Origin of the sequence: Vibrio nitrifigilis, from assembly GCF_015686695.1 — a bacterium.
GTDB classification, from domain to species: domain Bacteria; phylum Pseudomonadota; class Gammaproteobacteria; order Enterobacterales; family Vibrionaceae; genus Vibrio; species Vibrio nitrifigilis.
Genome location: NZ_JADPMR010000001.1, coordinates 2131188 through 2156667 on the forward strand (window position 1 = coordinate 2131188; position 25480 = coordinate 2156667).

Here is a 25480-nt window from a genome sequence, read left to right on the forward strand (position 1 = left end):
CAGTTATTGGTAGTAATTACGAATAAAGGCCAGTGTTTTTTCGCACTCTTCACGATTCCCTGCACTAATACGTACACAGTTTTTAATGGGTGAATTGCGTAAAATAATGCCTTCATTCCAAGCGGCTTTAAACAGCGCGTCACCATCAGGGAATTCAATCAGAATATAGTTACCCCAGCCATCAAATACGGTAACACCTTCAATCGCACTTAAACCCGCCTGCAAATAGGCTCGGTTGGCTGAAATATCCAATACCTGGAATTTTGTTCGCGCTAGACCAGCTTCGGATAAAGCTTGAACCGCAATTTCTGCTACGGGAATTGGCACAGGGTATGGTGCAATCACTTTCAATAGCACTTGGATTAATTCAGAATTTGCTAAGGTAAAACCACAACGTAACCCCGCCAGTGCGAATGCTTTTGATAACGTACGGAGAATCGCAAGGTGCGGATAGTGCGCTAATAAATCAACCGTGCTCGCTTCTAAACAGAAATCGATATAAGCCTCATCCATTACCACGATTGCGCGATCTTTGGTCATCTCTAGTAACTTAATAATATCGTTACGGTTAACCAAATTACCTGTTGGGTTATTGGGACTACACACAAACACCAACTTAACATTATCCAGATTACGTTCGATTTCCGGTAAGTTCAGTTGCCAATCGTCAGTCAATGGTACGGTTTTACGTTCCACTCCAAATGTTTCCGCACTAATTGCGTACATTCCATAGGTAGGAGGACAGTATAAAATAGCGTCTTCACCCGCTTCACAAAACGCGCGCACTAATAATTCAATACCTTCATCAGAACCACGAGAAGTGAGCACTTGTTCCGGTTGTACGCCAGCATAACTTGCATAAGCATTAATCAATTCAGCCGGCTGACAATCACTGTAACGGTTTAAGTTATTGAGTGATAAATTGTATTCATTACCAAATGGCGATTCATTGGCGTTCAACCACACATCACCGGAGCCACCAATACGACGTGCAGAAAGATACGGAGTTAATGCTTGAACTTGTTTACGAGCTAACTTTTCCATGTCTATTGCTCCTTTTGCAGTTTTTCTACACGGATGGTGACGGCACGACGGTGTGCGTCTAACCCTTCCGCATTGGCAATTTCAACCACGGTAGGGGCAAGGCTTTGCAGGCCTGTTGCTGACAACTCTTGCACTGTCATACGTTTACTAAAATCTGCTAATCCAAGACTTGAATAGGTTCGAGTGTAGCCATACGTTGGTAGCACGTGGTTAGTACCTGAAGCATAATCACCCACTGATTCTGGTGACCAATCGCCTAGAAAGATTGACCCTGCGTTATCAAACAGTGGCACAAGCTCTCGTGGATTTTTAGTCTGTACGATTAAGTGCTCTGGGCCATAAAAGTTGGAGATAGATACGGCTTGGGTCAAAGACTCGGCGATAATAATTAAACTCGATGCCAACGCTTTTTGTGCAATCTCTTTACGCGAAAGTTCAGCTAACTGCTTTTGCACTGCATCGGTGACTTGGTCAGCAATCACAGGTGACGGCGTCACTAGAACCACTTGTGAATCTGGTCCGTGTTCAGCTTGGCTCAGTAAGTCCGCAGCAATAAAGTCAGGGTCAGCGTTTTCATCAGCAATCACCAATACTTCTGATGGACCAGCAGGCATATCAATCGCGGCACCACGGAAATCATTACTCACTTGACGTTTTGCTTCTGTCACATACGCATTACCGGGACCAAAAATCTTGTCCACTTTGGTGACCGATTCTGTACCATAAGCCATCGCGGCAACAGCTTGACCACCGCCTAAATTGTACACTTCATCAATATTACACAATTTAGCGACGTATAAAATTTCATCCGCAATAGGTGGTGGAGAACATAAAATCACTTTACGACAACCCGCTATTTGTGCTGGCACACCAAGCATAAGTACAGTAGAAGGCAGAGGCGCACTACCACCCGGAATATATAGCCCCACTTTGCTGATTGGACGAGTCACCTGCTCACACATGACACCAGGCATCGTTTCGACTTTTACTGGTTGTGGCTTTTGCGCTTTGTGGAATTTACTGATATTCGCATAAGCCTCTTCCAGTGCTTGTTTCATTTCTGGTGTTAAACGAGCGCATGCTTGTTCAATGTCTTGCTCTGACACGCGCAAAGAGTCTGGTTTTACACGATCAAATTTTTCCGTTAATTCCCAAAGGGCTTTATCCCCTTCGGTACGAACTTTATTAATCACTTCAGAAACAGCAGCGGTAATATTCGCGCCTTCAGTAATAGCAGGACGCTCTAAAATAGTATCTTGTTGTTCTTCACTTAGGGATTGCCAAACGACTGTTCTCATTGTCTTACTCCATCATTTTTTCAATTGGTAGAACAAGGATGGAGCTGGCACCTAACGCTTTGAGTTGCTCCATAGTTTCCCAGAAAAGATTTTCTGCGCTGACTAGGTGTACTGCCATACGAGATTTGTCTGCAGAAAGTGGTAGTACGGTTGGGTCTTCAGCACCTGGTAGCAATGCGGTAATTTCAGCTAAACGTTCAACAGGAGCATGTAGCATAATGTATTTTGATTCTTTTGCCTGTTGAACCCCTTGCATACGAGTCAAAAGTTTATCGATTAATTTCGCTTTATCCGGCGCAAATTCACCCGCACGCTGAATTAATGTCGCTTTCGATTCAAAAATCACTTCAACTTCTTTAAGGCCGTTAGCTTCAAGCGTTGCACCTGTGGAGACCAAATCAGCAATTGCATCTGCGAGCCCAGCACGTGGAGCCACTTCCACTGAACCGGTTAACATACAAGTACTGAAATCGATACCTTGACGATCCATGTAAGCTTTCAGTAGTTGTGGATAGCTAGTCGCGATACGTTTGCCCTGAAGATCTTGAGGACCGTTGTATTCTTCATCTGAATCAATCGCAATCGATAAGTGACACCCACCAAAATCCATACGGCGTAATGTTGTAAAATCGTTAGGTTCATTAAGTGCTTTACGATCGAGGCGTACTTCTTCTAGTTCGTTTTCGCCAATAAACCCTAAATCAACAACACCATCCATAATCAGACCTGGAATATCATCGTCACGAACGAGCAATAGGTCAATTGGCATATTTACCGAGTGAACAACTAAACGTTCACCCATAATGTTGAAGCGGACACCACATTGTTTTAATAAGCTTTGGCACTCTTTTGATAGGCGGCCTTTCTTTTGAATCGCGATACGTAGACGTTGTGATTGCATACATTCTTCCTTTGCAACTTTTTGAATTTAAACCAGTTCTTGTTGGACCAATATGAAAAAACCCTCGGGATTTAATGCTCCCGAGGGTTTGAAATCTGGCTATAAACTGATTTGACCACCGGGAGATTCCTGCCTCCCGGGTATGCGTACATCTCCCGAAAGACTGATTAGGGATGATGATGGTGATGATGAATGTTCATATCGAAGTTACGCATACTTATTTACTGTTTTTCGTTGGAATGGAAACACACTAACTAAGCTTGGCCCTTTTTTCAAGCCCTAATCCGACTTTTTTTATGACTTTTTTATTTTGTTTGGATATGAAATTGACAACATAAAAAAAGGAGGCTTAAGCCTCCTTTGATTAACAATTCTTTAAACTAGCAGATTATTTCGCTAAAGATTCTTTTGGTAACATTTTGCATCTTGAGATGCGTATCATCACACAACAAACCACAGCAAAAGTCGCAAAAGTCGCCAAGAATGAGATGCCAATTGAATCAGTCATACCCAGTACGATGTAACCAACCAACGCAATAAATGCTGTTGCTAATGCATAAGGCAACTGAGTAGCTACGTGATCGATATGATTACAACGCGCGCCCGTCGATGACAGAATCGTGGTATCAGAGATTGGTGAACAGTGATCACCAAATACAGAACCAGCCAGCACAGCACCCAGCATAGGCAACATAAGGGCAATGTCCGTCGCTCCGGCCATGTCACCCGCAATTGGCAACATAATGCCGAAGGTACCCCAAGAGGTCCCAGTCGCGAATGCCATAATACCTGACAAGATAAACAAAATAGCAGGAAGCCAGTTAGCATCGATATTATCTTGCACTAACGACGACATATAAGCCCCCGTCTTCATATCACCAATCACAGAGCCAATGGTCCAAGCAAACACTAAGATGATAATAGCGCCAAACATGGATTTCGCCCCAACCCACAGAGTGTGACGAATTGCAGCCATCGCTAAGCGTTGTTTGAACACTGTGTATAGCGAAACAATTAAGCCAATCAGGCCACCGAATACCAAAGAAGTACCCACATCTGTATTTTCAAATGCTCCGAGCACGGCGAATGGCTTACCATCAGCGGCAAGAACTTGATTCCCCGTAAAGATCATCGCACTGACTGTCGCGATAATTAACATTACGATTGGCATAATCAAATCTGATACTTTGCCGTGATCACTTTCTTCAATATCAAGATCTTCAGTTAAATCTTTAATATTGCTATCACTATCAAACCCTACCCCATGAGAAGCATCAATTTCATGTTGACGCATTGGGCCTACATCCATTTTGAACCACACAACGGCAAATACCATAAGTAGTGCAAAGATAGCGTAAAAGTTCATTGGTACTAAGCGCATATAAGCGCCCAAAGGCGAATATTCTGTAATGCCATGAGAGACTAAGATTCCACTTACAATAGTCATAATGTAAGCACCCCAGCTCGATGCTGGCATAACAACACACATTGGAGCAGCGGTCGAATCCAGAATATAAGCCAGTTTTGCGCGCGATACGTAAAAGCGATCAGTGACAGGTCGTGCAATCGAACCCACTGCTAGGCTGTTAAAATAGTCATCGACAAAAATGAATACGCCTAAAAATGCAGCCAGTAATTTAGAACCACGTTTACTTTTAACGCGAACTTGTGCCCAATTTGCAAATGCACGTGTACCACCAGATAGCGTTAATAACGCTGTCATCATACCCAGCAATAACAAAAAGCACAGAATACTCATGTTCCACGTATTAAGACCACTATCTTCTATAAAGACACTTTTTACCTGTGTCCCTATATAAACAGCAGCATTAATTGGGGAATAATTAGCAAGCAGAAATGCACCTAAACAAATACCAACACCCAGTGATACCAAAACTCGGCGAGTGATAATAGCAAGACTCAACGCGATTACCGGAGGTAACAGCGCCAGTGGTGAGGCAGAAAAATCGATTAAATTCATGATCTTCAAAAACCAAAATAGTTGGCGAGAGATCTACTGCAGACTATTACACGTAATATTTTTTATAGTAACGCGTAATAATGTTGAACCAAGCGAAAGGGAAGCGAACACTTCACCCAACCCTACAGTAGCGCTCCATAGTTTAACAACAAAATAGACTATGGCAGTGTTGTATTTATTTAATACAACCCCAGCAGATAAACGTGATAGGTTTATTCACTTCGGCGGTATTGCCTTTTACTATGATTCATTGACATCACTCCAATCATAGCTACTGATCAATCCCGCGCCTCTACGTTGACGAAAACAATACCCTTATATAAATATTGAGTATTTAAGCTTCATCACATTAGGTGGCGCTATTGTACTTATAGAAAACATCAATGCAACTATCGATTTTTGTGATTAATGTTTAATCACACCTTAGTCTATTCATATTCTATTAGCTATAATTAAGTCACTTATGCAATAAAATTCTTAAAAAAGAGTATGATTTACGTTTGTTGACATTTATGAAAAAAAATAATTAGCGTTAATTGACACACTAATGAACTTTTTTATCCTTATTCAGTCTGAGTAGTTATATTTTTGGAAAATTTTACATATTAATTTCAATTTGAATGTTGTCAGAATAAATATCACGGTTTAGAATTACGTTGTTATTTAAATTATTTAATGGGAAACAGTAATGTCGGAAGTAACGAAAACTCTACTGAATATTCGTAGCCTACGTGCTTACGCTCGCGATTTAACTCTAGAACAACTAGAAGAAGCATTGGATAAATTATCCACTGTTGTTGAAGAACGCCGTAAAGCAGAAGAAGAAGAACGCGCAGAACGTGAACAACAAGAAGCAAAACTTTCAGCTATTGCAGAACAAATTGCGGCTGACGGTATTGACGTTGATGCTTTAATTTCAGCACTAGCTGGCGAAACTAAAAGCAAAGCAAAAGGTAAACGTGCGCCTCGTCCACCTAAATACAAATATATAGATACTAATGGCCAAGAAAAAACTTGGACAGGTCAAGGTCGTACTCCTTCTGTAATCCAGAAAGCGCTAGATGAAGGCAAATCCCTAGAAGAATTTGCACTTTAATCTCAATCTCTTTTATAAAAAAGGCTTCCATTGAGAAGCCTTTTTTTTGTCAATTATTTTGACAATTCTAATATAAGTTTTAGTTAATTTATCAAATTAGTTTGAATTAAGGGAACCATTCCTATTTTTGAAACCGTTCCCAAATTAATTACCTTATAACCTATCAGGAATTATCTTTCCCAATACGATTCTTCTAAACTGTCTTCTCTCTCAGGTAAACCTTTTGATAAACGTGGAGAATGTTGAGCGAGTACTTCATAACTTGCTCGATTAGAATATTTACACACTTGTGAAAAAGAAGAATAGGTCAAGAATTCATGCTGGTGCTTACTTGAATTAGGCACAATCTCTTTATGGTATTTATTAGCAGCCATATCGTGCAGTAATGCCGATAAAGCAGCGTCCCCTGCTCCATTGGTATTTTTAATTTGTTCAGGTCCCCCCATATAAGGAGCGATATGCGAATACACTTTTATCGGGTTTCGGCAGGTTATCTTCTTCGCAGGACGGCTAAATTCAAAGCGATTAAATTCAGGAATAGAACCCGGTAGTAAAGGCAGAGAGGTTTCACGTTTACTTTCATCTTCTGTATATCCAGCCATAAATAATCCGATTGGTCCGGCAGTACACAATACTAAATCGACCCACTCTAACGCTTTATTCGCCGCCATTAAAGGATCATGCTCACCCGTTAACGCTTCCGCTTCATCTTCATTCATAGCGACAACTGACACGTGCTCATTTAAAAAGTCACGCCAGAATTGTGGATCATCTTGAATAACAAACTTAGTTCCTAACGTTAATACAACGGGAACATGATGTTTTTTTGCATATTCAATCGCTCTCATCGTTGCAAGTGGCATAGGATCGCCTTCTTTACAACGAACTAAATACGCCGTTAATACTAAGGCTGACGCATTTTCGAAAATAGATTCAGGAATATTATCCGCATGCAATTGGTTCATTTGACCTTCACTAATTGCAAACGTTCGCTCTCCATCTTCTGTAATTAATGCAAAGCAGCGTCCAATTGCTCCATCAACACCTTGTAGATAATTTAAATCCACACGACTTGAGGTATTACACAAATAGCGATATCCATAACTGCCTATTTTAATGTCATTGCTCATTACCCCAAGTAACGTTGAGCGATCATCCGCTAATACAGAATAGTTATGCAGCGTATTACCAATAGTGCCACCAGCGTATTCATTAGTAATGAGTTGTTTTGTTTTTAATTCGTTATAAAGTTTTTCAGCAGTAACATCGTCAAGGACTAACGAATGCCCTTTACTTAATCCATAACGTTCAATTAATTCGCTTTCAACTCGTGCTTCAATATCAACCAATGTCTGATCAATACCTATTACGTGAGTACTCGACAAATTAACTTTTTCTTGTGCTTTAACAACTAATGGATCACGAGCGTGAACAGGAAAATAATGTTTTGACTTACGCCGGCCTGGAAATTTCATAATACCCTGCAATTCAATCTAGACAGATAGGGAGGGCGATTCTACATCGCAGTCTGATTCACGACAACTCACTGTATTATAGCAAACGATTTCATGATGAAAATTTTCACGATGCTGAGTTAAGTAACCGATTACAATAATAATTGTTTTCATTTAGATATATATTTATATCAACTGTTATTTCATTTAATAATAGATGTAATATCTAATATAGCTACAAATGTAATAGTACCTACCACATCTCATATTTGTATCGACTTTGTATCGACACCAAGACTTTCACATCAAATTTGCCAATTTTGTCAGCCACAGGGTGGTCTTATCTCTACTTTTATCCGACGAAACTACGCTATAACGTACGGAATCAACTGTCCTCAATTTTTTCTTTCTGTTAGAATCTGGCTCCAAGTTAATTTAGTGGTATTAAGTTATGTCAGAGAACCTCAACGCAAACAGTCAGAAAAAAGTGATTGTCGGCATGTCAGGTGGTGTTGATTCGTCCGTTTCTGCTTATCTTCTTCAGCAACAAGGCTATCAAGTAGAAGGCTTGTTCATGAAGAACTGGGAAGAAGACGACGGTGAAGACTACTGCACTGCCGCGCAAGATCTTGCCGATGCGCAGGCTGTTTGTGACAAACTTGGTATCCATTTGCACACAATTAACTTTGCTGCAGAATACTGGGACAACGTGTTTGAATACTTCCTTGCAGAATATAAAGCAGGACGTACTCCGAACCCAGACATATTGTGTAACAAAGAAATCAAGTTCAAAGCCTTCTTAGAATTTGCTGATGAAGTGTTGGATGCCGACTATATTGCTATGGGGCACTATGTGCGCCGTACATTCCCAGAACATGGGGAAAAAGCACAGTTACTTCGCGGCCTGGATGGCAATAAAGACCAAAGTTATTTCTTACACGCATTAACGGAAGCTCAAGTTGCTCGTAGTTTATTTCCTGTCGGAGAACTTGAGAAACCTGAAGTGCGTCGTATCGCTGAAGAGCAAGATTTAATCACAGCGAAAAAGAAAGACTCAACAGGGATCTGTTTTATTGGTGAGCGTAAATTCACTGAATTCCTTTCGCGCTATTTACCCGCTCAACCGGGTAAAATCGAAACGCCTGAAGGTAAAGTCATTGGTGAACACCAAGGTTTGATGTACCACACTCTCGGTCAACGTAAGGGTCTTCATATCGGTGGTATGAAAGATTCTAGCGATGAACCATGGTACGTCGCTGAAAAAGATCTTGAGCGTAATGTGTTAATCGCAGTTCAAGGTGCCGATCATCCCCTTTTGAAATCTAAAGGTTTGATCGCGTCTCAGGTGACTTGGATTAGCCAAGAACCTTTGCAAGATACCTTAACATGCACAGTAAAAACTCGTTATCGTCAAACGGATATACCATGCGTAGTGACCCCACTCGATGATAATACCGTTAGAGTGATATTCGATGAACCGCAAATTGCCGTTACACCAGGACAGTCCGCTGTCTTCTATCAAGGTGAAGTTTGCCTTGGTGGCGGTGTGATTGAAGAGCACTTGTCGTAACCGTAACTTAGGAGTAATTACGTGGCTAATACACTTTATGACCGTACAATTGCTTTTGCTGGGATCTGCCAAGCAGTAACATTAGTCCAGCAGACTGCAAGAAATGGTCAATGTGATTCAGACGCGTTTGAAGTTGCACTCCGTTCAGTTCTATGCATGAACCCAAAAAACACACTTGATGTTTTTGGCAATGAGGCCAACTTAAAAGTTGGCCTTGAATGCTTAGTGAAAGGCATAGACAGTACACCAGCAGGCAGTGAAATTACTCGCTATGTAATTAGCCTGATGGCATTAGAACGTAAGCTCACTCGTCGTCGTGATGCCCTATCACAACTTAGTGATCGTCTTGATACTTTAGAACGTCAAGTCGCTCACTTTGACCTTCTTGATGATCAAATGATCAGCAATTTAGCTAGTGTTTATCTTGATGTGATCAGTCCTATAGGTCCTCGTATTCAAGTCACTGGCACCCCTTCTGTATTACAACAACCTGCCAACCAAAGCAAAGTTCGTGCGCTATTATTAAGTGGAATCCGCTGCGCTGTTCTTTGGAGCCAAGTTGGTGGTAAACGTCGTCACTTAATCTTCGGCCGTAAAAAAATGGTTGAAGAAGCGCAACAGATCCTTAAGAGAATCTAAGCCATGACGTCGTCAAATCTTATTCACTCTCAACCTTAACTCATATATTCAGGAGAAGAACATGGAACTGTCAGCATTGACTGCTGTTTCACCGGTAGACGGCCGCTACGGAAGTAAAACGATTGCGTTACGCAGTATCTTCAGTGAGTATGGCCTCCTAAAGTACCGTACTATCGTTGAAATACGTTGGCTACAGAAGCTTGCAGCCACAGCTGAGATCGCGGAAGTCCCTGCCCTAAGCGATGAAGCGAAACAATTCCTTGATAATATCGCAGCAAACTTCAACGAAGAAGACGCAGCTCGTATCAAAGAAATTGAACGCACCACTAACCACGATGTAAAAGCGGTCGAGTACTTCTTAAAAGAGAAAGTGGCATCTGTTCCTGAACTACACGCAATCAATGAATTTATTCACTTTGCATGTACGTCTGAAGACATCAACAACACTTCACATGCGTTAATGCTTAAAGAAGCACGTGATACAGTGTTCCTTCCTGAAATTCGCAACATCATTGATGCGATTAAAAAACTTGCACATGATTTCCGAGACATTCCTCTATTGTCGCGTACACACGGCCAGCCAGCTTCTCCATCAACTATGGGTAAAGAAATGGCAAACGTGGCGTACCGCATGGAACGTCAATACAAGCAGATCGCTAACACTGAAATTCTAGCTAAAATCAATGGCGCGGTAGGTAACTACAACGCTCACCTTTCTGCTTACCCAGATTTAGACTGGCACAAATTCAGTGAAGAGTTCATCACTGAATCACTAGGCGTAAACTGGAACCCATACACCACTCAAATTGAACCGCATGATTACATTGCTGAACTATTTGATGCTATCGCACGTTTCAACACTATCTTGATCGATTTCGATCGTGATATCTGGGGTTATGTTGCACTGGGTCACTTTAAGCAAAAAACCATTGCTGGCGAAATTGGTTCTTCAACCATGCCACACAAAGTAAACCCAATCGACTTTGAAAACTCAGAAGGTAACCTAGGTCTAGCAAACGCGGTCTTGACTCACCTAGCACAAAAATTACCTATTTCTCGTTGGCAACGTGACCTAACTGACTCAACAGTTCTACGTAACCTTGGTGTTGGTGCTGGCTACTCAATCATTGCTTATACTTCAACATTGAAAGGCATCAGCAAGCTAGAGATCAACGAAGCAGCATTAGCTGATGAACTAGACCACAACTGGGAAGTTCTTGCTGAACCAATTCAAACAGTGATGCGTCGTTACGGTATCGAAAAACCGTACGAAAAACTGAAAGAGCTAACTCGTGGTAAACGTGTTGATGAAGCAGCAATGCACGCATTTATCGACGGTCTAGAACTACCAGAAGATGAAAAAGCTCGCCTAAAAACAATGACTCCAGGTAATTATATCGGACAAGCTGTTGAATTAACTGACAAACTATAATTCTATTGGATAGTTTGACTTTGAGTTAAAGGGGCTGCATATGCAGCCCCTTTTCTTTTAATTGGTCACTATTCGATACCGAATCATCCCTATCACTCCTTACTGAAAAACAGTGTCACCTTCCCCACTTCCACGCCCCATTTCGTAATCGAGGTTAAATTAAATAAGTGCTTGTCATCCTGACGATACATCCAATCATCGAAATGCACTTGGATTTCTCTTTCATCCGTTTTTAGCAAAAAATCGTAACGCCAACGTAACGCATTCCCGACTTCCACCCCAGTTGCATTGCCAATGATATCGGCTGCTTTACCGATATAGGTTCCATCATGATGACGAGTTATAGTCCACAGCCGACTGTCAGTTTCACCATCATCATAAAGAAACTGCTCATCCAGCGTTAATATGCCATCATTCACCGTACCAGTAATCACGACATGAAAGCGGCGTGTTTGTTGGTTGGTGTAATCTTGTACCATACCCCAAGCTTGAGTCTGCCCCGTAAAATATTGAAACAGATCAAACCGAGGTGATGTGCCTTTATAATCATTGATATCTGCACTGCAACTGGTTATCGATGCAATCATAAGAAACAGGCCGATCCAACGGAAGGCCTTAAATGATGAGCGAATAGCTGTCATTATTTTTCCCCGATCAACTGTAAGCGTAAATCTGGATATTCAGTATTAGTGGCAAGCCAAATTCCCAAAAATGCTCGATCCAATTCAGTATCGTTGATGGTGCCAACAAACTGTAATGTCTGTTTAACAGGATGGAAGTAGAGCTTGCCTTGCCCGCCTTGACTGACATAAATCAGTTGATCACCCTTAACTACAGATGGGAATAAGGTGGTAAGGTAGTTTATCCAACGATCAATCAGCGATTCGTTATAATCCATCTCTAACCACTGTTTACGTGTTGCTTTGAGTAGTTCTTGTGCGGAAATTTTGCGCTGGTATTCAATTTGCAAAGCTGCGGTTTTCCCTTCTCCATGATAAATACCATCAGGCGTTCTTAATGTTGATCGATAGACATCGAACCAAAACCATGTGAACTCAGCCTGCCCAACAATCGGCCATGATGCCCATCGATTATCTGCAACCTGTAATTGTAAGCCATCAAATGTCTTGGGCGATGAAGCAAAGCTCGTTGAACTGACTAACAACAACAGCATCACTAAAAAAACCTTTATAGACGTTGTGTACACCACTTATATCGCTCCTCAACAAACACTAGGCACAAGGTAACGACACTCCATTGCAAAAAAAGTATCGCTAATGTAACAGTGAGTGAATAGGTAAATGTAACGGCACCGAGTTCTAATCCTGCATAATAACTGGTGACGCCGCCTAGCCCACCAACCATTGCCATCAATAGCTTAGGCCAACGTGATAATACTGGCACCAGAAAATGGCAGTACCAAGCAAACGCAATCCACACACTCATCAACCAAATGGGAAATCCATCTGCGGCGAAACGAAACAGGTCAAAATGGATATTGAGTCCATCCAAACCAATGCCTAGTCCACTAAAGATGACAAGATGCCAACACCATTTTCCCCAAACGATGTGTAATAACCATGTACCGACCGCTCCGCCGAGCGCCCACCATTGCCACTCTGTTTGCCCCATCACACAGAGGAACCACAGTAATTGGAACCAAACCGAGGCGCAAAACACCACCATCGTATTACTGCGGGCGCTCTAAAGTCATATGAATGACCGAAATCGTGCGTGCACGAAACCCTCCTTCACAGTAACAAAAATAGTAACGCCATAAGCGAATGAACTTTTCATCATAGCCAAGAGAACGAATCGTATCTAACTGCTGTTCAAAGCGTTCGCGCCAAGCGTGGAGAGTTTTGCCATAATCAAGGCCAAAGTCATAAAGGTCACGGACTACAAAATCGGTATGGTGTGTTGCACAACAAGTCAGCGCAGTAATGGAAGGGAGAAAACCACCAGGGAATATATATTTTTGAATAAAATCAACATTGCTACTGTAGTAATCGTAACGTTGGTCAGCAATGGTGATAGCCTGAATAGCCATTTTACCACCAGGTTTGAGGCGCTCTTGGCACTGACGCAAGTAGCCTGCAAGATAACGTTTACCGACTGCTTCAATCATCTCTATCGACACCAATTTATCAAATTTCCCATCCAATAACCGGTAGTCCTGTTTAAGTAAGGTTATACGATCGTTCAATCCCGCTTGGTTAATTTTCTCTTTTGCGTACAGATATTGTTCTTCTGAAATGGTCGTGGTTGTGACCTGACAGCCATATTCCTGCGCCATATAAATCGCCATCGCTCCCCAGCCAGTTCCTATTTCTAACACTTGATCATCGGGCTTTAGATCTAACTGTGCACACAGCCGCTGCATTTTATTCACCTGAGCTTGCGTTAGAGACTCTTCTTCATGAAGATACAGGGCGCTTGAATACAACATGTGATGGTCGAGAAACGTTTCATACAAATCATTTCCAAGATCATAATGATCCATGATATTACGTTTCGCTTGCTTAACTGAATTGTGTTTAAGCCAGTGACCAAGCTTAGTTAGCCACTGTTTTATCTTGCCCGATTGCTGTTCGACACTGTCTAACATCGTGAGGTTTTTGGCGACTAATTCAACGACTGCCGTTAAGTTCGGACTATCCCATAACCCTTCGATATAGGCTTCTGCACCACCGATACTACCACCACGCAATACACGTCTATAAAACTCAATATCATGAACATGAATTTCAGCTTGAAGCTCAGTTTGTCCAGCACCAAACAACACAGTTTGCGGTTCTCCAGACGCAAAATATTCCACGATAGATAAAGAGCCAACATTAAGTCTTGCTAACCCTTTCAATAACAGTGAACGCGCTCCTTTTTGCATCAACGTTTCTTTTTTTGGTAACGGCATTGAGGAACTGCTTAACATGAAGGATTCTCCTTATCTTGCTTATCCGTTTTTTTAGTGCGATTGGGATGATCGTATATTGGGGCACCTTTCCACCATAATTTGCAGGCTTCCCAGTAAATCCCGGCCATAACCTTAACCGTCATGATAGGTGTACGTAGCAACAGACGAATTAGTTCAGTTGATTGGAAAGGACGCGCGCTTAACAACATCGTTGCATCGAATTCTTTTTGATCTCGATAACAGGCTAAATGAATAAACAAACGCTGTTGAAGTGGTTTTAAGCGCCAATGATATTGCTGTTGAATTGGGTTAAAAGGTGACACGTGAAATGCCTTATTGTGCACCCAATTTTCTCTATGCTCACCTTCATCTGCGGGTATCGCATAATAATGACGCTCGTTCCATGGGGTATTACTGACTTCGGCCAATAAGTATTGCCACACATCGTTTTCATCATATATGTAATAAAAATTAACCGGGCTAAAATACAGCCCGAGGTAACGTAAGTGCAGCACTGCCGACACTCGTCCAGAAAAACGTTCACCGGTCAGTTGATACACTTTATCGAGCACCGCTTGTTTTAAATCGCCGTTCCCCACATAATCACTACGCTTGAGTCTCGCCCAATGCCACCAGCGTTCTCCCAAGCCCCACACCCTTGATTGGAGCTCGGGCCATTCATCCAGGTCGATACATGGCATGAACAGTCCATATTTTAGTGAGTGCTTAATCGGCACATAGCGGCTGTGCTTTACTTCACCAACAAATAAGTGACTATGCTTGATAGCCATCAGGCTGCCCCTTGCGTATGTTTTGCATCAAACTGAGCTTCTAATTGCGCGACAACGTCTAACGCACTTCGCACGCCATCTTCATGAAAACCGTTATACCAATACGCGCCACAAAACCAGGTATGTTGCGCACCATTAATCACAGCCCGTTTGCTCTGTGCAGCGATAGCCTCGATGGTAAATACTGGGTGCTCATAGGTAAATTGACGCAAAATTTTACTTGGATTGATCGCTTCGGTGCGATTGAGTGTGACGCAAAACGTTTGTGGTGCACGAATATGCTGCAAAATATTCATATTGTACGTAACAGCTGGCAGCCGGGCCTCTTCCCCTTGTTTTCCCTCTAACCAATAATTCCATGAAGCCCAGGCACGATGACGTTTAGGCAAAAGATCAGTATCAGTATGCAACACCACTTCATTGGGCTGGTAGGTCAGCGAACTCAATAGATTGGTTTCGTCTGTGGTTGGATCATCAAGCATTGCCAAGGCTTGATTACTGTGACAAGCAAATATCACTTCATCAAATCGTTCTTTCACCCCATTACTGACCACTTCAACCCCCAGTTGCCCTCTAATGACGCGAGTAACTGGACTATTGAGCCGTATTTTATGCGCAAACCCTTTGGTTAACGGTTCAATATAGCTTCGAGATCCTCCCTCTATCACATACCACTGGGGACGATTAGTAATATCAAGCAGGCCATGGTTTTGAAAAAAGCGGAGAAAGAAGTCCAATGGGAAATGGCGCATATCTGCCATGGTTGATGACCAAATGGCTGCCCCCATGGGTAAAATGTAGTTTTCACAGAAGTAGTCACTAAATCCATTCTTTAACAGAAATTCACCTAACGTAGAGTAACGTTGGTGAGTTTTGGCTGACTCTTTAGCAAGCTGATTAAAACGCAAAATTTCACGGATGAAACGATAAAATGTCACATTAAACCAATTGCGTTTCTGCGCAAATAACGTGCTTAGCGTATGACCGTTATACTCCAACCCATTACTATCATTACGGACACTGAAACTCATTTGAGTTGGGCGGCGCTTAACCCCAATTTCATCCATCAAACGGATGAAATTAGGGTATGTGCGATCGTTATAGACAATGAACCCAGTATCGATTGCATATTGCTGTCCTGCGACGTTGATATCAACCGTTGCGGTATGTCCCCCAATGTAATCATTCGCTTCATAAACGGTAACATCATGATGAGCGTGTAGATAATACGCTGATGTTAATCCTGAGATTCCTGAACCGATAATCGCAATTTTCATTTATTGCTCCCCTGTTCGCGGATCAAATTCTTCATTAATCTTTGCTGCCATGAGTATGGTAGCAGCGCGATAAGTCTAATCATGGTTGTAAAAACGCGAGGTACATAAATGTGCGGTTTACCTTTAGCGAGGCCCTTTCGGATGCCTAGTGACGCTTGCTGTGCTGAAATCATCATTGGCATAGAGAAGGTATTTTGGGCAGTTAATGGCGTTGCAACAAACCCGGGATAAACAACTGAAATTTCTACATGACTCGGACGCCATGCCACTCTTAATGCTCGAGCCAAATAAGTAATTGCCACCTTTGATGATCCATAGGCTTCTGCGCGAGGCATAGCCAGTTCCCCTGCGATAGAGCTTACAATGGCCACCCTATGCCCTGAGCGTACAAGAGGTTGAATGCCTTCGATACAATTAACAACACCTTGAAAATTAACCGCCATAACTCGAGAAATTAGGTTGCTATCAATAATGCCGTTATCAATATATTCACAGACCCCAGCATTCAAAATCCACAACTCAGGTTGAAAAGGCAGGCATTGCAACGCTTTCTTTGTGTCATCGATGTTGGTCACATCAAACGCTAATGGTGTGATATTAGGGGCAACCTGCTGCAAATCATGCAGCGCCTGTTGGTTACGACCACACGCTATGACCTGTGCTCCTTCCTTGGCGTAGTCGGTCGCAAGTTGCTTACCGATACCTGAACTAGCCCCAGTGATAAAAACCTTGAGGCTCATTGTCCTAACCTCTGCTTAATGGTTCGAATGATAGCGCCAACGCAAGGTACATTTTCGTAAACCATTTCTCCTAAATCAAAATAGTCACGGTGGTAAATAACTTTGTCGTGCTCAAAACGAATTTGCGAAATCCCCTTCACTGAAATGGTCGCTCCCCCCTTGAGCTTTGGGTGCTCTAATGCCATTGTCCAGACCAAGAAACCTCCATTGCCGGTTTGATGAGCTTCATGAATCGTAAAGCGGCAACCGGTAACATTAAGATATAACTGCTCAAAATAATGTTCGAGTGAAGAAAGCCCATTAATCTGATGGGCTGCATCTTCAAAAACGATATCAGGGTGGTAGATTTGCGACAGGGTATTTAAATTACTTTTACCGAGCTGTTGATAAAACTCCGCGACCGATTGAACATCCATGCTTAACCTCAAGCTTATACAAAACAATCTTCGTATAACTGATTTAAAATTAGTTCAGCTAAACGAGTTGCACAAAGAAAAATGAATAACTTGTGATTGATGTTTACGATAACGCGGGAAAAAAGATCAGTGAGTAAAGAAATGACTAGCAATAAAAAAGCCAGCATAAGCTGGCTTTATAGAATTAATGTGTGTCGGTTAATTATAAACGACGTAATGCATCAATTCGTTTTTCCAATGGAGGGTGGCTCATCAGTAACTCAGTTAAACTGCGTTTACCGTTAATGCCAAATGCCATCATAGAACCTTCCAATTGAGATTCATGGCTCATTTTCAAACGCTCTAGTGCAGCAATCATCTTCTGCTTACCCACTAACGAAGCTGAGCCTGCGTCCGCATAATATTCTCGGCGACGGCTATACCACATGGTAATAAAGCTTGCTAGGAAGCCAAACACTAATTCCAATACCGTCGAGACAAGGAAATAAACCATAAAGTTATTACCGCCCTCACCCTCTTCAGAATCGCGGCTAGAAATAATATTCGCCACAAATCGTGACAAGAAAATCACGAAGGTGTTCACCACGCCTTGCATCAAGGTCATGGTCACCATGTCACCGTTGGCGATATGGCTAATCTCATGAGCCAACACCGCTTCCGCCTCATCGCGCGTCATGCTATGCAATAACCCTGTTGAAACCGCCACGAGAGACTCATCGCGTTTGGCTCCAGTCGCAAAAGCATTCATATCAGGCGAATCATAAATTGCAACAGTCGGCATTCCAATACCCGCTTGCTGAGCTTGACGGCTCACTGTTTGCACTAGCCAGTGCTCCATTTCATTACGTGGGTTCTCTATAACGGAACCACCCACCGACATAAGCGCCATTTTCTTTGACATCAATAGCGAAATGAACGCGCCACCGAAACCAAATATTGCAGCAAAAACCAGTAATCCGGTCAGACTACCTGGTTTCATTCCGGTCACGGCGTAAACAATATTCAAAACAACACTTAGCACCAATACAACAGCAAGGTTGGTTGCTAGGAATAACAGGATTCGCTTCATTAACTTTCTCCAGATAAGACAGCTTTATTGTTAGCATTAGCACACTTAATTAGCTGAAGTGCACTGAACAGCTTTTATAGTTCTCTAATACATATAGTCTTAAATTTAAAAACAAGGTTAAGCAATAAATTGCAACAATTAGTTACTAATCAAGTAGAAGTGTAAACTCATCTCTTTAATCGGCAGCACTATCTCGAGTGACATCAAGAACCGAACCGCATTCTAAATCGAAAATGCATACACTGCATTCATAAAAAATGATATGCACATCAAATTGATGCAACACCTACTACTCTAGTCGAATTGAGCAATCTTACATCGTTATCTAAATTAAAAACTGTGTTTTCAAACTATGCCTGTTTCACATGTCCATTCAAACAGGCTAGCCTCAAGGTAAATCAGTAATGATGAGTATTACTGATTTGCTATCGATGTCTTAAGGATACTTGTCTCACTAAGGAAACTATCATGGCTGAAATGAAGAATTATCAAATGGCAATCGATTTACTGCGCTGCCACTTAGGGCTCACCGAAGAAGAAGCTAAACATCAACTCGGTTTAGACAAAACAAAAACGGTTGAGAAAAAAGATACGTCTGGTGGTATTAATTGGTTGGATTACTCGGAAGAGTAATATTTACATACGATAAATTCAATTGAAAAGGCCCTGAGATACAGGGCCTTTTCTTGATTCCTCTAGGATAAACTACGCGGTAATTTCCTCCACAAGCGCATCTAGGTGAATATATTTACCTAAATCTTGTCTTCTTGCACTTAAAAGATAAGGAATCTCTCCAAGTTTAGGTGCACCTAAACGCTGTTCTAAAATGTCGATAATATCCGCGTAATGTTCAGTACCAGGATTGATTCGGTTAGCAACCCAACCCGCTAACTCTAACCCATCTGCTTTAATCGCTTCTGCGGTTAAAAATGCATGGTTTAAACACCCCAATTTAATACCAACGACTAAAATAACCGGGATTTTTTCCTTTTTTACCCATTCCGACAAACACTCGGTTCTCGAGATAGGCACACGCCATCCACCCGCGCCCTCTACGACAACCACATCGGCTTTCTTTTTATTCTCTTTTAAAGCAGAACTTAATACTGAATATTCAATACTGATATTTTCATAATCAGCAGCAATATGTGGTGACGCAGGCAACTCAAGCGCATAAGGGTTCACCTTTTCATAGGGTACCTCTTGTGTCGCCGCTTTCATGAGTTGCAATGCATCATCATTACGAAAGCCCTCGGTGGTTTTCTCACATCCAGCGGAAATGGGTTTATAACCGACCGTAGTTAATCCTTGGGCAGAAAACGCCTGAAGAATCGCTTTAGACGTCACTGTTTTGCCTACATCGGTATCCGTACCCGCTATAAAAAATACATGACTCATCGAAGAATAACCCCTAAACAAACTTGATAGGTAGCAGGCAATACACCGTCATCATTTTTGAACTCTTGATATGACTCTTCTAATCGAGCCAAAACCTGCTTATTGAATGCTGCCGTGATACGACCCGGAACGTGGTTAGCACCAATTCCCTTGAGATCTTTCATCAAAGAAACTGCAGTGTTATACCAAACCGTCATTGCTTGAAAGTTTAGAGTAGTGTCGAAATTGCCAGATTGCGCTAACGCAATTTTTACCTGATTAGCCGATAGGAAATGATTAATGTGTTGATATGAATCAACTGTTGACCATGCGATTTTTAATTCGTTGAGTGATCCATCCACCAAGGTAGAAAAAAAGCCTTTCCCTCCCTTTCTAAGTATTCTGTTCATTTCTTTCAATGGAATAGCGAGATCATCACACCACTGTAATGCTAAATTTGAGAAGACATAATCAATACTCTTATCAGCGAAAGGCAGTAGCTCAGCATCAGCAAGGTGATAACTCATCTGATTATTGCCACAACGCTCTTGGGCTTTAGTCAGCATATGGGATGATAAATCAACACATATCACCTGTGCTCCCCGAGATTTCAGTTCAGAAGAAAAGTAACCGGTGCCACAACCAAGATCGAGTACACACCGCCCTGTCAGATCGTCAGGAACCCGCTTTAATAGTTCGTGACCTACATCGCATTGAAAATGGGCATGGTTATCATAGTTATCTGCAGCTTTTGAAAAGGATTTCGCCACTTGCTGTTTATCTACCGAGAAGGTTAACACATTAGAATTACTCGTCATTTAAGGCCTCTTCATACAGACTTTCTAATACTCGACCAAGAGCAAAAACTTGCTTGGTAGTATGTGATGCATTAAGAGTAATTCTTAAGCGAGCACTTCCTTTTGGTACAGTAGGAGGCCGTATTGCTGTGGTCCAAAATCCTTTTTCTTTAAGGAAATGAGACCATTCCATCGCTGTGATATTACCTCCAACGATAAAAGGCTTGATTGGCGTTTCGGTGGCCACATAACCGGGTAAATGACTTGTGGCCTCACAATACGCTTGGTTGAGCTCAGCGAGATGTTCTCGGCGCCACGATTGAGTCTGTAACATAGTGAGCGAATGCGATAGCGCATAGGCTTGCGCCGCTGGCATTGCGGTTGAATAAACATAATGGCGAGCAAATTGCAGTAGATATTCAGTCACTGCATGGCTCGCTAACACAGCGGCTCCCGATATTCCCGCCCCTTTACCAAAAGTAACCACCAAAATATCAGGACTTATCCCTGCACGAGCACAACTTCCTCGACCATCGGGGCCCCAGACGCCAAGGCCATGAGCATCATCAACCATCAGCCATGCGCGGTCTTTCGTTTGCTGCATCATCTGTGCGAGTGGCGCTGCATCACCATCCATGCTAAATACGCCTTCAGTGACAACAAGCGTGTCCTCTTTCTCCGGCAGTAAGCGTTGTAAATGCCCAAGGTCATTATGTTTAAAACGGCGCATGGTCGCGGTAGATAACATGCCTGCTTCAATTAATGAGGCGTGATTAAGTTTGTCTTGTAAAACTACATCATCCTTTTCTAAAAGAGTCAGTAACACTGCTTGGTTAGCACTAAAACCCGAGTTAAATAGCACTGCACCTTCAAATCCCAACCATTCACATAACTGATCGGTTAATCGGGCGTGAGCTGGACTGAATCCAGTCACTAGTGGCGATGCGCCACTGCCACATCCGTACAAGCGAATGCCCTGTTGCCAAGCATCTGCCAGCTCTTTAGAGCTGGCTAACCCTAAATAATCATTACTTGAGAAGTTAATCGCTTGCCTCTGGTTAGAGGTAATTACCTGCTCTTTCACTCGTTCAAGTACCACTGGGCTGCGAGTCAATCCTTGTGCTTCACGCAGCGACAATGCCTCTTGAATGCGCCGTTTAAAGACTGGCATCATAGAATAGATCATCCTCACTAGGGCGAGCTACAACACGTTCAATCACTTGATCTAATAGTTCATTAGCCGTGATGTCATCCGGTTTTTGTGCCACTTCATGCCGATTAATACCGAGCTTTTTAAATAGTTGTAAGTCACTATCCTCATTCGGATTAGGCGTTGTTAGCAATTTACAGCCATAAAATATTGAGTTAGCACCCGCTAAGAAACAAAGCGCCTGCATTTGTTCATTCATCTTTTCTCGCCCGGCAGATAGGCGCACCGCAGAACGTGGCATCATAATTCTCGCTGCAGCGATAAGGCGAATGAAATCAAAAGGATCAACGTCATCAGAATTTTCTAACGGTGTACCTTTAACTTTGACCAGCATATTAATCGGTACACTTTCTGGCGGAACGGGCAAATTGGCGAGTTCGACTAGTAAGCTAGCCCGGTCTTGCTGGCTTTCCCCCATGCCAATAATGCCACCTGAGCAAATCTTCATTCCCGCATCACGCACATGTTCTAAGGTATCTAAACGGTCTTGGTAGGTACGAGTGGTAATAATTTGACCGTAATACTCAGGGGAGGTGTCTAAATTATGGTTATAGAAATCTAACCCTGCTGCCGCAAGCTCCTGTGCTTGGTGTTCATTAAGCATGCCGAGAGTCATACACGTTTCTAAACCTAGTTTTTTCACGCCAGTGATCATTTGCTTGATATAAGGCATGTCGCGCTCTTTCGGATTCTTCCACGCAGCTCCCATACAAAACCGGGTTGATCCTGCTTGTTTCGCTTTTTGCGCCGCTTCCAGCACTTGCTCAACTTCCATTAAGCGCTCTTTCTCCACCTGAGTCGTATAGTGCGCACTTTGTGGGCAGTACTTACAATCTTCAGGGCATGCACCTGTTTTGATCGATAACAAGGTACTGACTTGTACATGATTATGGGGATGATAAGTCCGATGTACGGTTTGAGCCCGATAAACGAGCTCCATAAACGGTAAATCGAGTAACTCAGCAACTTCAGAAACAGACCAGGTATGACGAACTTCCACGTGTAATTCCCTAATTTTTTTAGTTTTCTTGTTGGCTAGTCTATAACTAACCGCTAAACTGTCAACAAAATTTAATATTTAAAGTTTACAAGTGATCGCATTATGACAATTGATTTGGACTTTGATCGCCAACATATCTGGCATCCTTATACCTCGACCGTTGATCCACTCACTTGCTACCCCGCTCACTCAGCGCAAGGTGTATATATTTATCTTGAGGATGGTAAAAAACTGATAGATGGGATGTCGTCATGGTGGGCTGCCATTCACGGCTATAGCCACCCTCGCTTAGTTAACGCTGCCAAAAATCAAATTGATAAGATGAGCCATGTCATGTTTGGCGGGTTAACACATCAACCAGCCATTGATGTCTGCGAGAAATTACTGGCGTTGACCCCCGAACGTCTAGATAAAGTATTCCTCGCAGACTCGGGGTCGGTTGCCGTTGAAGTCAGCTTAAAAATGGCATTGCAATATTGGTATAGTCGCGGTGAATATCGCCCACAATTTCTGACAATTAGTAAGGGATATCATGGTGATACATTCGCAGCGATGTCGGTCACCGACCCTAATAATTCAATGCACAGTATGTATAAAGGCTTTTTGCCTCAACACATTTTTGCTGATGCGCCGCAATTAGGATTTAGGGATACGTGGGATTACCGCGATATCGAAAGTTTTGCTGACCAACTACGGGATAATCACCACAAGATCGCGGCGGTCATTCTAGAACCTATCGTTCAAGGGGCAATAGGGATGCGTATTTACCACCCGCAATTTTTGACCGAAGTTCGCCGATTATGCGATCAATATGGTGTGCTACTAATACTCGATGAGATTGCCACCGGATTTGGTCGAACAGGGAAATGTTTTGCATTCGAACACGCAAACATCGTTCCAGATATCCTCTGTGTAGGAAAAGCGTTAACGGGTGGGTTTATGACGCTATCTGCAACGATCACCACGACAAAAATTGCTGATACAGTCAGTGGTGGCAAAGCGGGTTGCTTTATGCATGGCCCAACCTTTATGGGGAACCCTTTAGCCTGTGCAGTCGCGGCTGAGAGCTTGAGTATGATAAGTGAGGGAACATGGCAGCGTGAAGTACAGCGCGTAGAAAACATTTTTGCCGATGAACTTCCCCGTATTAGCCAGCATCCCCAAGTTAAACATACCCGCTGGATTGGTGCCATTGCCGTGATTGAAACTCACCACCCCGTCAATATGGAAATTATCCAAGCACTATTTGTGGCTAATGGCGTCTGGATACGTCCATTTGGTCATCTTATTTATCTGATGCCTCCGTTTATCAGCCAAAATGAGCACATTTATGCGCTCATTTCAGCGATTGAGCTTGCGCTGAATACGCCAGAGTGCTTTAAGCCAATCGCAGCTTCTATTGATTAATTAAATCAACATAATGCTGCCACATTTCAAGTGCTTCATCGTAGGCTTTATCGCGATCTTGATATTCGGTAAACAGCAGCGCCGCTACCGTAGAAACAACACTATTTGCCATTGCGATATGCTGATCTGTAGGTGTGCCTAATTGACATTGAATGGGTGTCGATAATTGTTCACTATAGCGCTCTTGCCAGTAATGTTCTTCAACGCCTTGCGGCGTACTCACATAGAGAGTTTGGCTAACCTTGGGATTATATTCAGCTTCTCCAGATTGGCCTTTGATTGAAATAACCGTATGAGAGTTCTGCCCGACTTCATTTTCAACTTCAGCATGTAAACGAGCAAAACCGGGGTGGAAGCTACCACGAATGCCATAAGTGCCACCACCGGGATTTAAGGTACGTACCACCGTATTGATTGGCGATTTCAAACCAAACTTATGCTTCCAATTCAACATATGTAATGCTTTAGGGGCAAAAGCATGGAGTGGCAGATACACAATGTTCCCTTGGAGGAATAACTGTTTTGCATCTTCAGCCGACTCTGCCACTGGAATACTCAACGCCGCTAAATAGGGCTCAGCATATTCCCGTTCCACAGCAGGATCGTCGTAACCATGCAATAACACCTTTTTACCTTGCTTTGCCAATAAGGTAGCGGCAATCAAATACCAAGGTAAACCGGTCGCAGCGCGTTTTCCCGCATAAACTGGCCAGTCAATATCACAGCCAATAGCAGGAATTCGTTGCTGGAACGCTTTTACGAAGCCAGCAATTTCTTGTTTTGATTCATTTTTAACGCGAATAAGCATTAATAAAACACCCATCTGGTCATCATCAACCTGACCATTTAAATAATCATCCATCACTTGATAGGCTTGTTCAAACGTCAATGATTGACGACTACGCTCCCCACGCCCAACGGTGCGAATGCATTCCACTATATGACTCATTAGAACCTCAAGATAATTCCCTTTATGGTGATACTTATCGCAGACAGTAACCATAATTTAATCAGGGTTTTATTGTTATTACGCCACAGTTTGTCTGTTTATAGGGGGAGTTGCAATG

25 protein-coding genes, 1 riboswitch and 1 other annotated feature are annotated in these 25480 nt (G+C 42.5%); of the genes, 6 read left to right on the forward strand and 19 right to left on the reverse strand.

Translation table 11 applies throughout. The features are described from left to right. Positions 1-3: 3 nt before the first annotated feature. From hisC to I1A42_RS09490, 4 genes are all read right to left on the reverse strand, one after another. Positions 4-1044: a histidinol-phosphate transaminase gene (gene hisC / locus I1A42_RS09475; protein ID WP_196123315.1), complete on the reverse strand. Its 1041-nt coding sequence runs from the start codon at positions 1042-1044 to the stop codon at positions 4-6. 2 nt (positions 1045-1046) lie between these two features. After that, positions 1047-2342, reverse strand: a complete 1296-nt coding sequence (gene hisD / locus I1A42_RS09480; protein ID WP_196123316.1) for a histidinol dehydrogenase — start codon at positions 2340-2342, stop codon at positions 1047-1049. Positions 2343-2346: 4 nt separating this feature from the next. Next, complete coding sequence (hisG, locus tag I1A42_RS09485) at positions 2347-3243, reverse strand: ATP phosphoribosyltransferase (RefSeq protein ID WP_161157941.1); 897 nt, start codon at positions 3241-3243, stop codon at positions 2347-2349. A gap of 52 nt (positions 3244-3295) precedes the next feature. Next, positions 3296-3432 (reverse strand) — a sequence feature (His leader region). Between the two features lie 199 nt (positions 3433-3631). Next, the gene (locus I1A42_RS09490; protein WP_196123317.1) at positions 3632-5224 is read right to left on the reverse strand and encodes a Na+/H+ antiporter NhaC family protein; all 1593 of its coding nucleotides are present in this window, start codon (positions 5222-5224) and stop codon (positions 3632-3634) included. Between the two features lie 120 nt (positions 5225-5344). After that, positions 5345-5527, reverse strand: a riboswitch (Lysine riboswitch). 385 nt (positions 5528-5912) lie between these two features. Here I1A42_RS09490 and I1A42_RS09495 point away from each other — a divergent pair. After that, positions 5913-6320 carry an H-NS family histone-like protein gene (locus I1A42_RS09495; RefSeq protein WP_161157572.1) on the forward strand — a complete coding sequence of 136 codons (408 nt, stop codon included), beginning with the start codon at positions 5913-5915 and terminating at the stop codon, positions 6318-6320. Between the two features lie 170 nt (positions 6321-6490). Here the strand turns inward: I1A42_RS09495 and I1A42_RS09500 are convergent, their stop codons facing one another. Next, entirely contained in the window at positions 6491-7795 is a 1305-nt protein-coding gene (locus tag I1A42_RS09500; RefSeq protein WP_161157573.1) for an inosine/guanosine kinase, read from the reverse strand. 430 nt (positions 7796-8225) lie between these two features. Here I1A42_RS09500 and mnmA point away from each other — a divergent pair, with 430 nt between their 5' ends. From mnmA to purB, 3 genes are all read left to right on the forward strand, one after another. Next, on the forward strand, positions 8226-9344 hold the full coding sequence (mnmA, locus tag I1A42_RS09505) for a tRNA 2-thiouridine(34) synthase MnmA (RefSeq protein ID WP_161157574.1): 1119 nt from the start codon (positions 8226-8228) through the stop codon (positions 9342-9344). A gap of 21 nt (positions 9345-9365) precedes the next feature. After that, the gene (gene hflD / locus I1A42_RS09510) at positions 9366-9983 is read left to right on the forward strand and encodes a high frequency lysogenization protein HflD (RefSeq protein WP_196123318.1); all 618 of its coding nucleotides are present in this window, start codon (positions 9366-9368) and stop codon (positions 9981-9983) included. Between the two features lie 61 nt (positions 9984-10044). Further along, positions 10045-11415 carry an adenylosuccinate lyase gene (gene purB / locus I1A42_RS09515; RefSeq protein ID WP_161157576.1) on the forward strand — a complete coding sequence of 457 codons (1371 nt, stop codon included), beginning with the start codon at positions 10045-10047 and terminating at the stop codon, positions 11413-11415. 92 nt (positions 11416-11507) lie between these two features. Here the strand turns inward: purB and I1A42_RS09520 are convergent, their stop codons facing one another. From I1A42_RS09520 to htpX, 9 genes are all read right to left on the reverse strand, one after another. Then, a complete protein-coding gene (locus I1A42_RS09520) occupies positions 11508-12002 on the reverse strand; it encodes a DUF3833 domain-containing protein (RefSeq protein ID WP_196123815.1) in 495 nt (164 codons plus the stop codon). A gap of 53 nt (positions 12003-12055) precedes the next feature. After that, the gene (locus tag I1A42_RS09525; RefSeq protein WP_230389459.1) at positions 12056-12589 is read right to left on the reverse strand and encodes a chalcone isomerase family protein; all 534 of its coding nucleotides are present in this window, start codon (positions 12587-12589) and stop codon (positions 12056-12058) included. Positions 12590-12603: 14 nt separating this feature from the next. After that, a complete protein-coding gene (locus tag I1A42_RS09530; protein ID WP_268982047.1) occupies positions 12604-13101 on the reverse strand; it encodes a DUF2878 domain-containing protein in 498 nt (165 codons plus the stop codon). A 4-nt stretch (positions 13102-13105) separates the two neighbouring features. Next, positions 13106-14347: an SAM-dependent methyltransferase gene (locus I1A42_RS09535; RefSeq protein WP_196123320.1), complete on the reverse strand. Its 1242-nt coding sequence runs from the start codon at positions 14345-14347 to the stop codon at positions 13106-13108. Beyond that, positions 14341-15120: a DUF1365 domain-containing protein gene (locus tag I1A42_RS09540; protein ID WP_196123321.1), complete on the reverse strand. Its 780-nt coding sequence runs from the start codon at positions 15118-15120 to the stop codon at positions 14341-14343. The genes I1A42_RS09535 and I1A42_RS09540 overlap by 7 nt, the downstream gene beginning before the upstream one ends. Continuing rightward, entirely contained in the window at positions 15120-16397 is a 1278-nt protein-coding gene (locus I1A42_RS09545) for an NAD(P)/FAD-dependent oxidoreductase (protein WP_196123322.1), read from the reverse strand. The genes I1A42_RS09540 and I1A42_RS09545 overlap by 1 nt, the downstream gene beginning before the upstream one ends. Next, positions 16394-17137 carry an SDR family NAD(P)-dependent oxidoreductase gene (locus tag I1A42_RS09550; RefSeq protein WP_196123323.1) on the reverse strand — a complete coding sequence of 248 codons (744 nt, stop codon included), beginning with the start codon at positions 17135-17137 and terminating at the stop codon, positions 16394-16396. The genes I1A42_RS09545 and I1A42_RS09550 overlap by 4 nt, the downstream gene beginning before the upstream one ends. Then, a complete protein-coding gene (locus tag I1A42_RS09555) occupies positions 17134-17553 on the reverse strand; it encodes a nuclear transport factor 2 family protein (RefSeq protein ID WP_196123324.1) in 420 nt (139 codons plus the stop codon). Before I1A42_RS09555 ends, I1A42_RS09550 begins: the two co-directional genes overlap by 4 nt. Positions 17554-17755: 202 nt before the next feature. Further along, positions 17756-18622, reverse strand: a complete 867-nt coding sequence (htpX, locus tag I1A42_RS09560; RefSeq protein ID WP_196123325.1) for a protease HtpX — start codon at positions 18620-18622, stop codon at positions 17756-17758. 468 nt (positions 18623-19090) lie between these two features. Here htpX and I1A42_RS09565 point away from each other — a divergent pair, with 468 nt between their 5' ends. Then, positions 19091-19255, forward strand: coding sequence for a hypothetical protein (locus tag I1A42_RS09565; protein ID WP_196123326.1), 165 nt, complete (start codon positions 19091-19093; stop codon positions 19253-19255). 72 nt (positions 19256-19327) lie between these two features. On the opposite strand, the gene bioD is transcribed toward I1A42_RS09565, so the two are convergent. The 4 genes from bioD to bioB are packed head-to-tail and all read right to left on the reverse strand — an operon-like array spanning position 19328 to position 23006. Further along, the gene (gene bioD, locus I1A42_RS09570) at positions 19328-20041 is read right to left on the reverse strand and encodes a dethiobiotin synthase (RefSeq protein ID WP_196123327.1); all 714 of its coding nucleotides are present in this window, start codon (positions 20039-20041) and stop codon (positions 19328-19330) included. After that, positions 20017-20817 carry a malonyl-ACP O-methyltransferase BioC gene (bioC, locus tag I1A42_RS09575; protein WP_196123328.1) on the reverse strand — a complete coding sequence of 267 codons (801 nt, stop codon included), beginning with the start codon at positions 20815-20817 and terminating at the stop codon, positions 20017-20019. The genes bioD and bioC overlap by 25 nt, the downstream gene beginning before the upstream one ends. Beyond that, positions 20807-21967 (reverse strand): 8-amino-7-oxononanoate synthase, encoded by a 1161-nt coding sequence (bioF, locus tag I1A42_RS09580; protein WP_408063530.1) that lies wholly within the window; start codon positions 21965-21967, stop codon positions 20807-20809. Before bioF ends, bioC begins: the two co-directional genes overlap by 11 nt. Next, a complete protein-coding gene (gene bioB / locus I1A42_RS09585; RefSeq protein ID WP_196123330.1) occupies positions 21954-23006 on the reverse strand; it encodes a biotin synthase BioB in 1053 nt (350 codons plus the stop codon). The genes bioF and bioB overlap by 14 nt, the downstream gene beginning before the upstream one ends. A 108-nt stretch (positions 23007-23114) precedes the next feature. Between bioB and bioA the strand changes: the two genes are divergently transcribed. Then, positions 23115-24413, forward strand: coding sequence for an adenosylmethionine--8-amino-7-oxononanoate transaminase (bioA, locus tag I1A42_RS09590; RefSeq protein ID WP_196123816.1), 1299 nt, complete (start codon positions 23115-23117; stop codon positions 24411-24413). Here the strand turns inward: bioA and I1A42_RS09595 are convergent. Beyond that, on the reverse strand, positions 24403-25362 hold the full coding sequence (locus I1A42_RS09595; RefSeq protein WP_196123331.1) for a glycosyl transferase family protein: 960 nt from the start codon (positions 25360-25362) through the stop codon (positions 24403-24405). The two genes, bioA and I1A42_RS09595, sit on opposite strands and share 11 nt — an antisense overlap. Positions 25363-25480 lie beyond the last annotated feature (118 nt).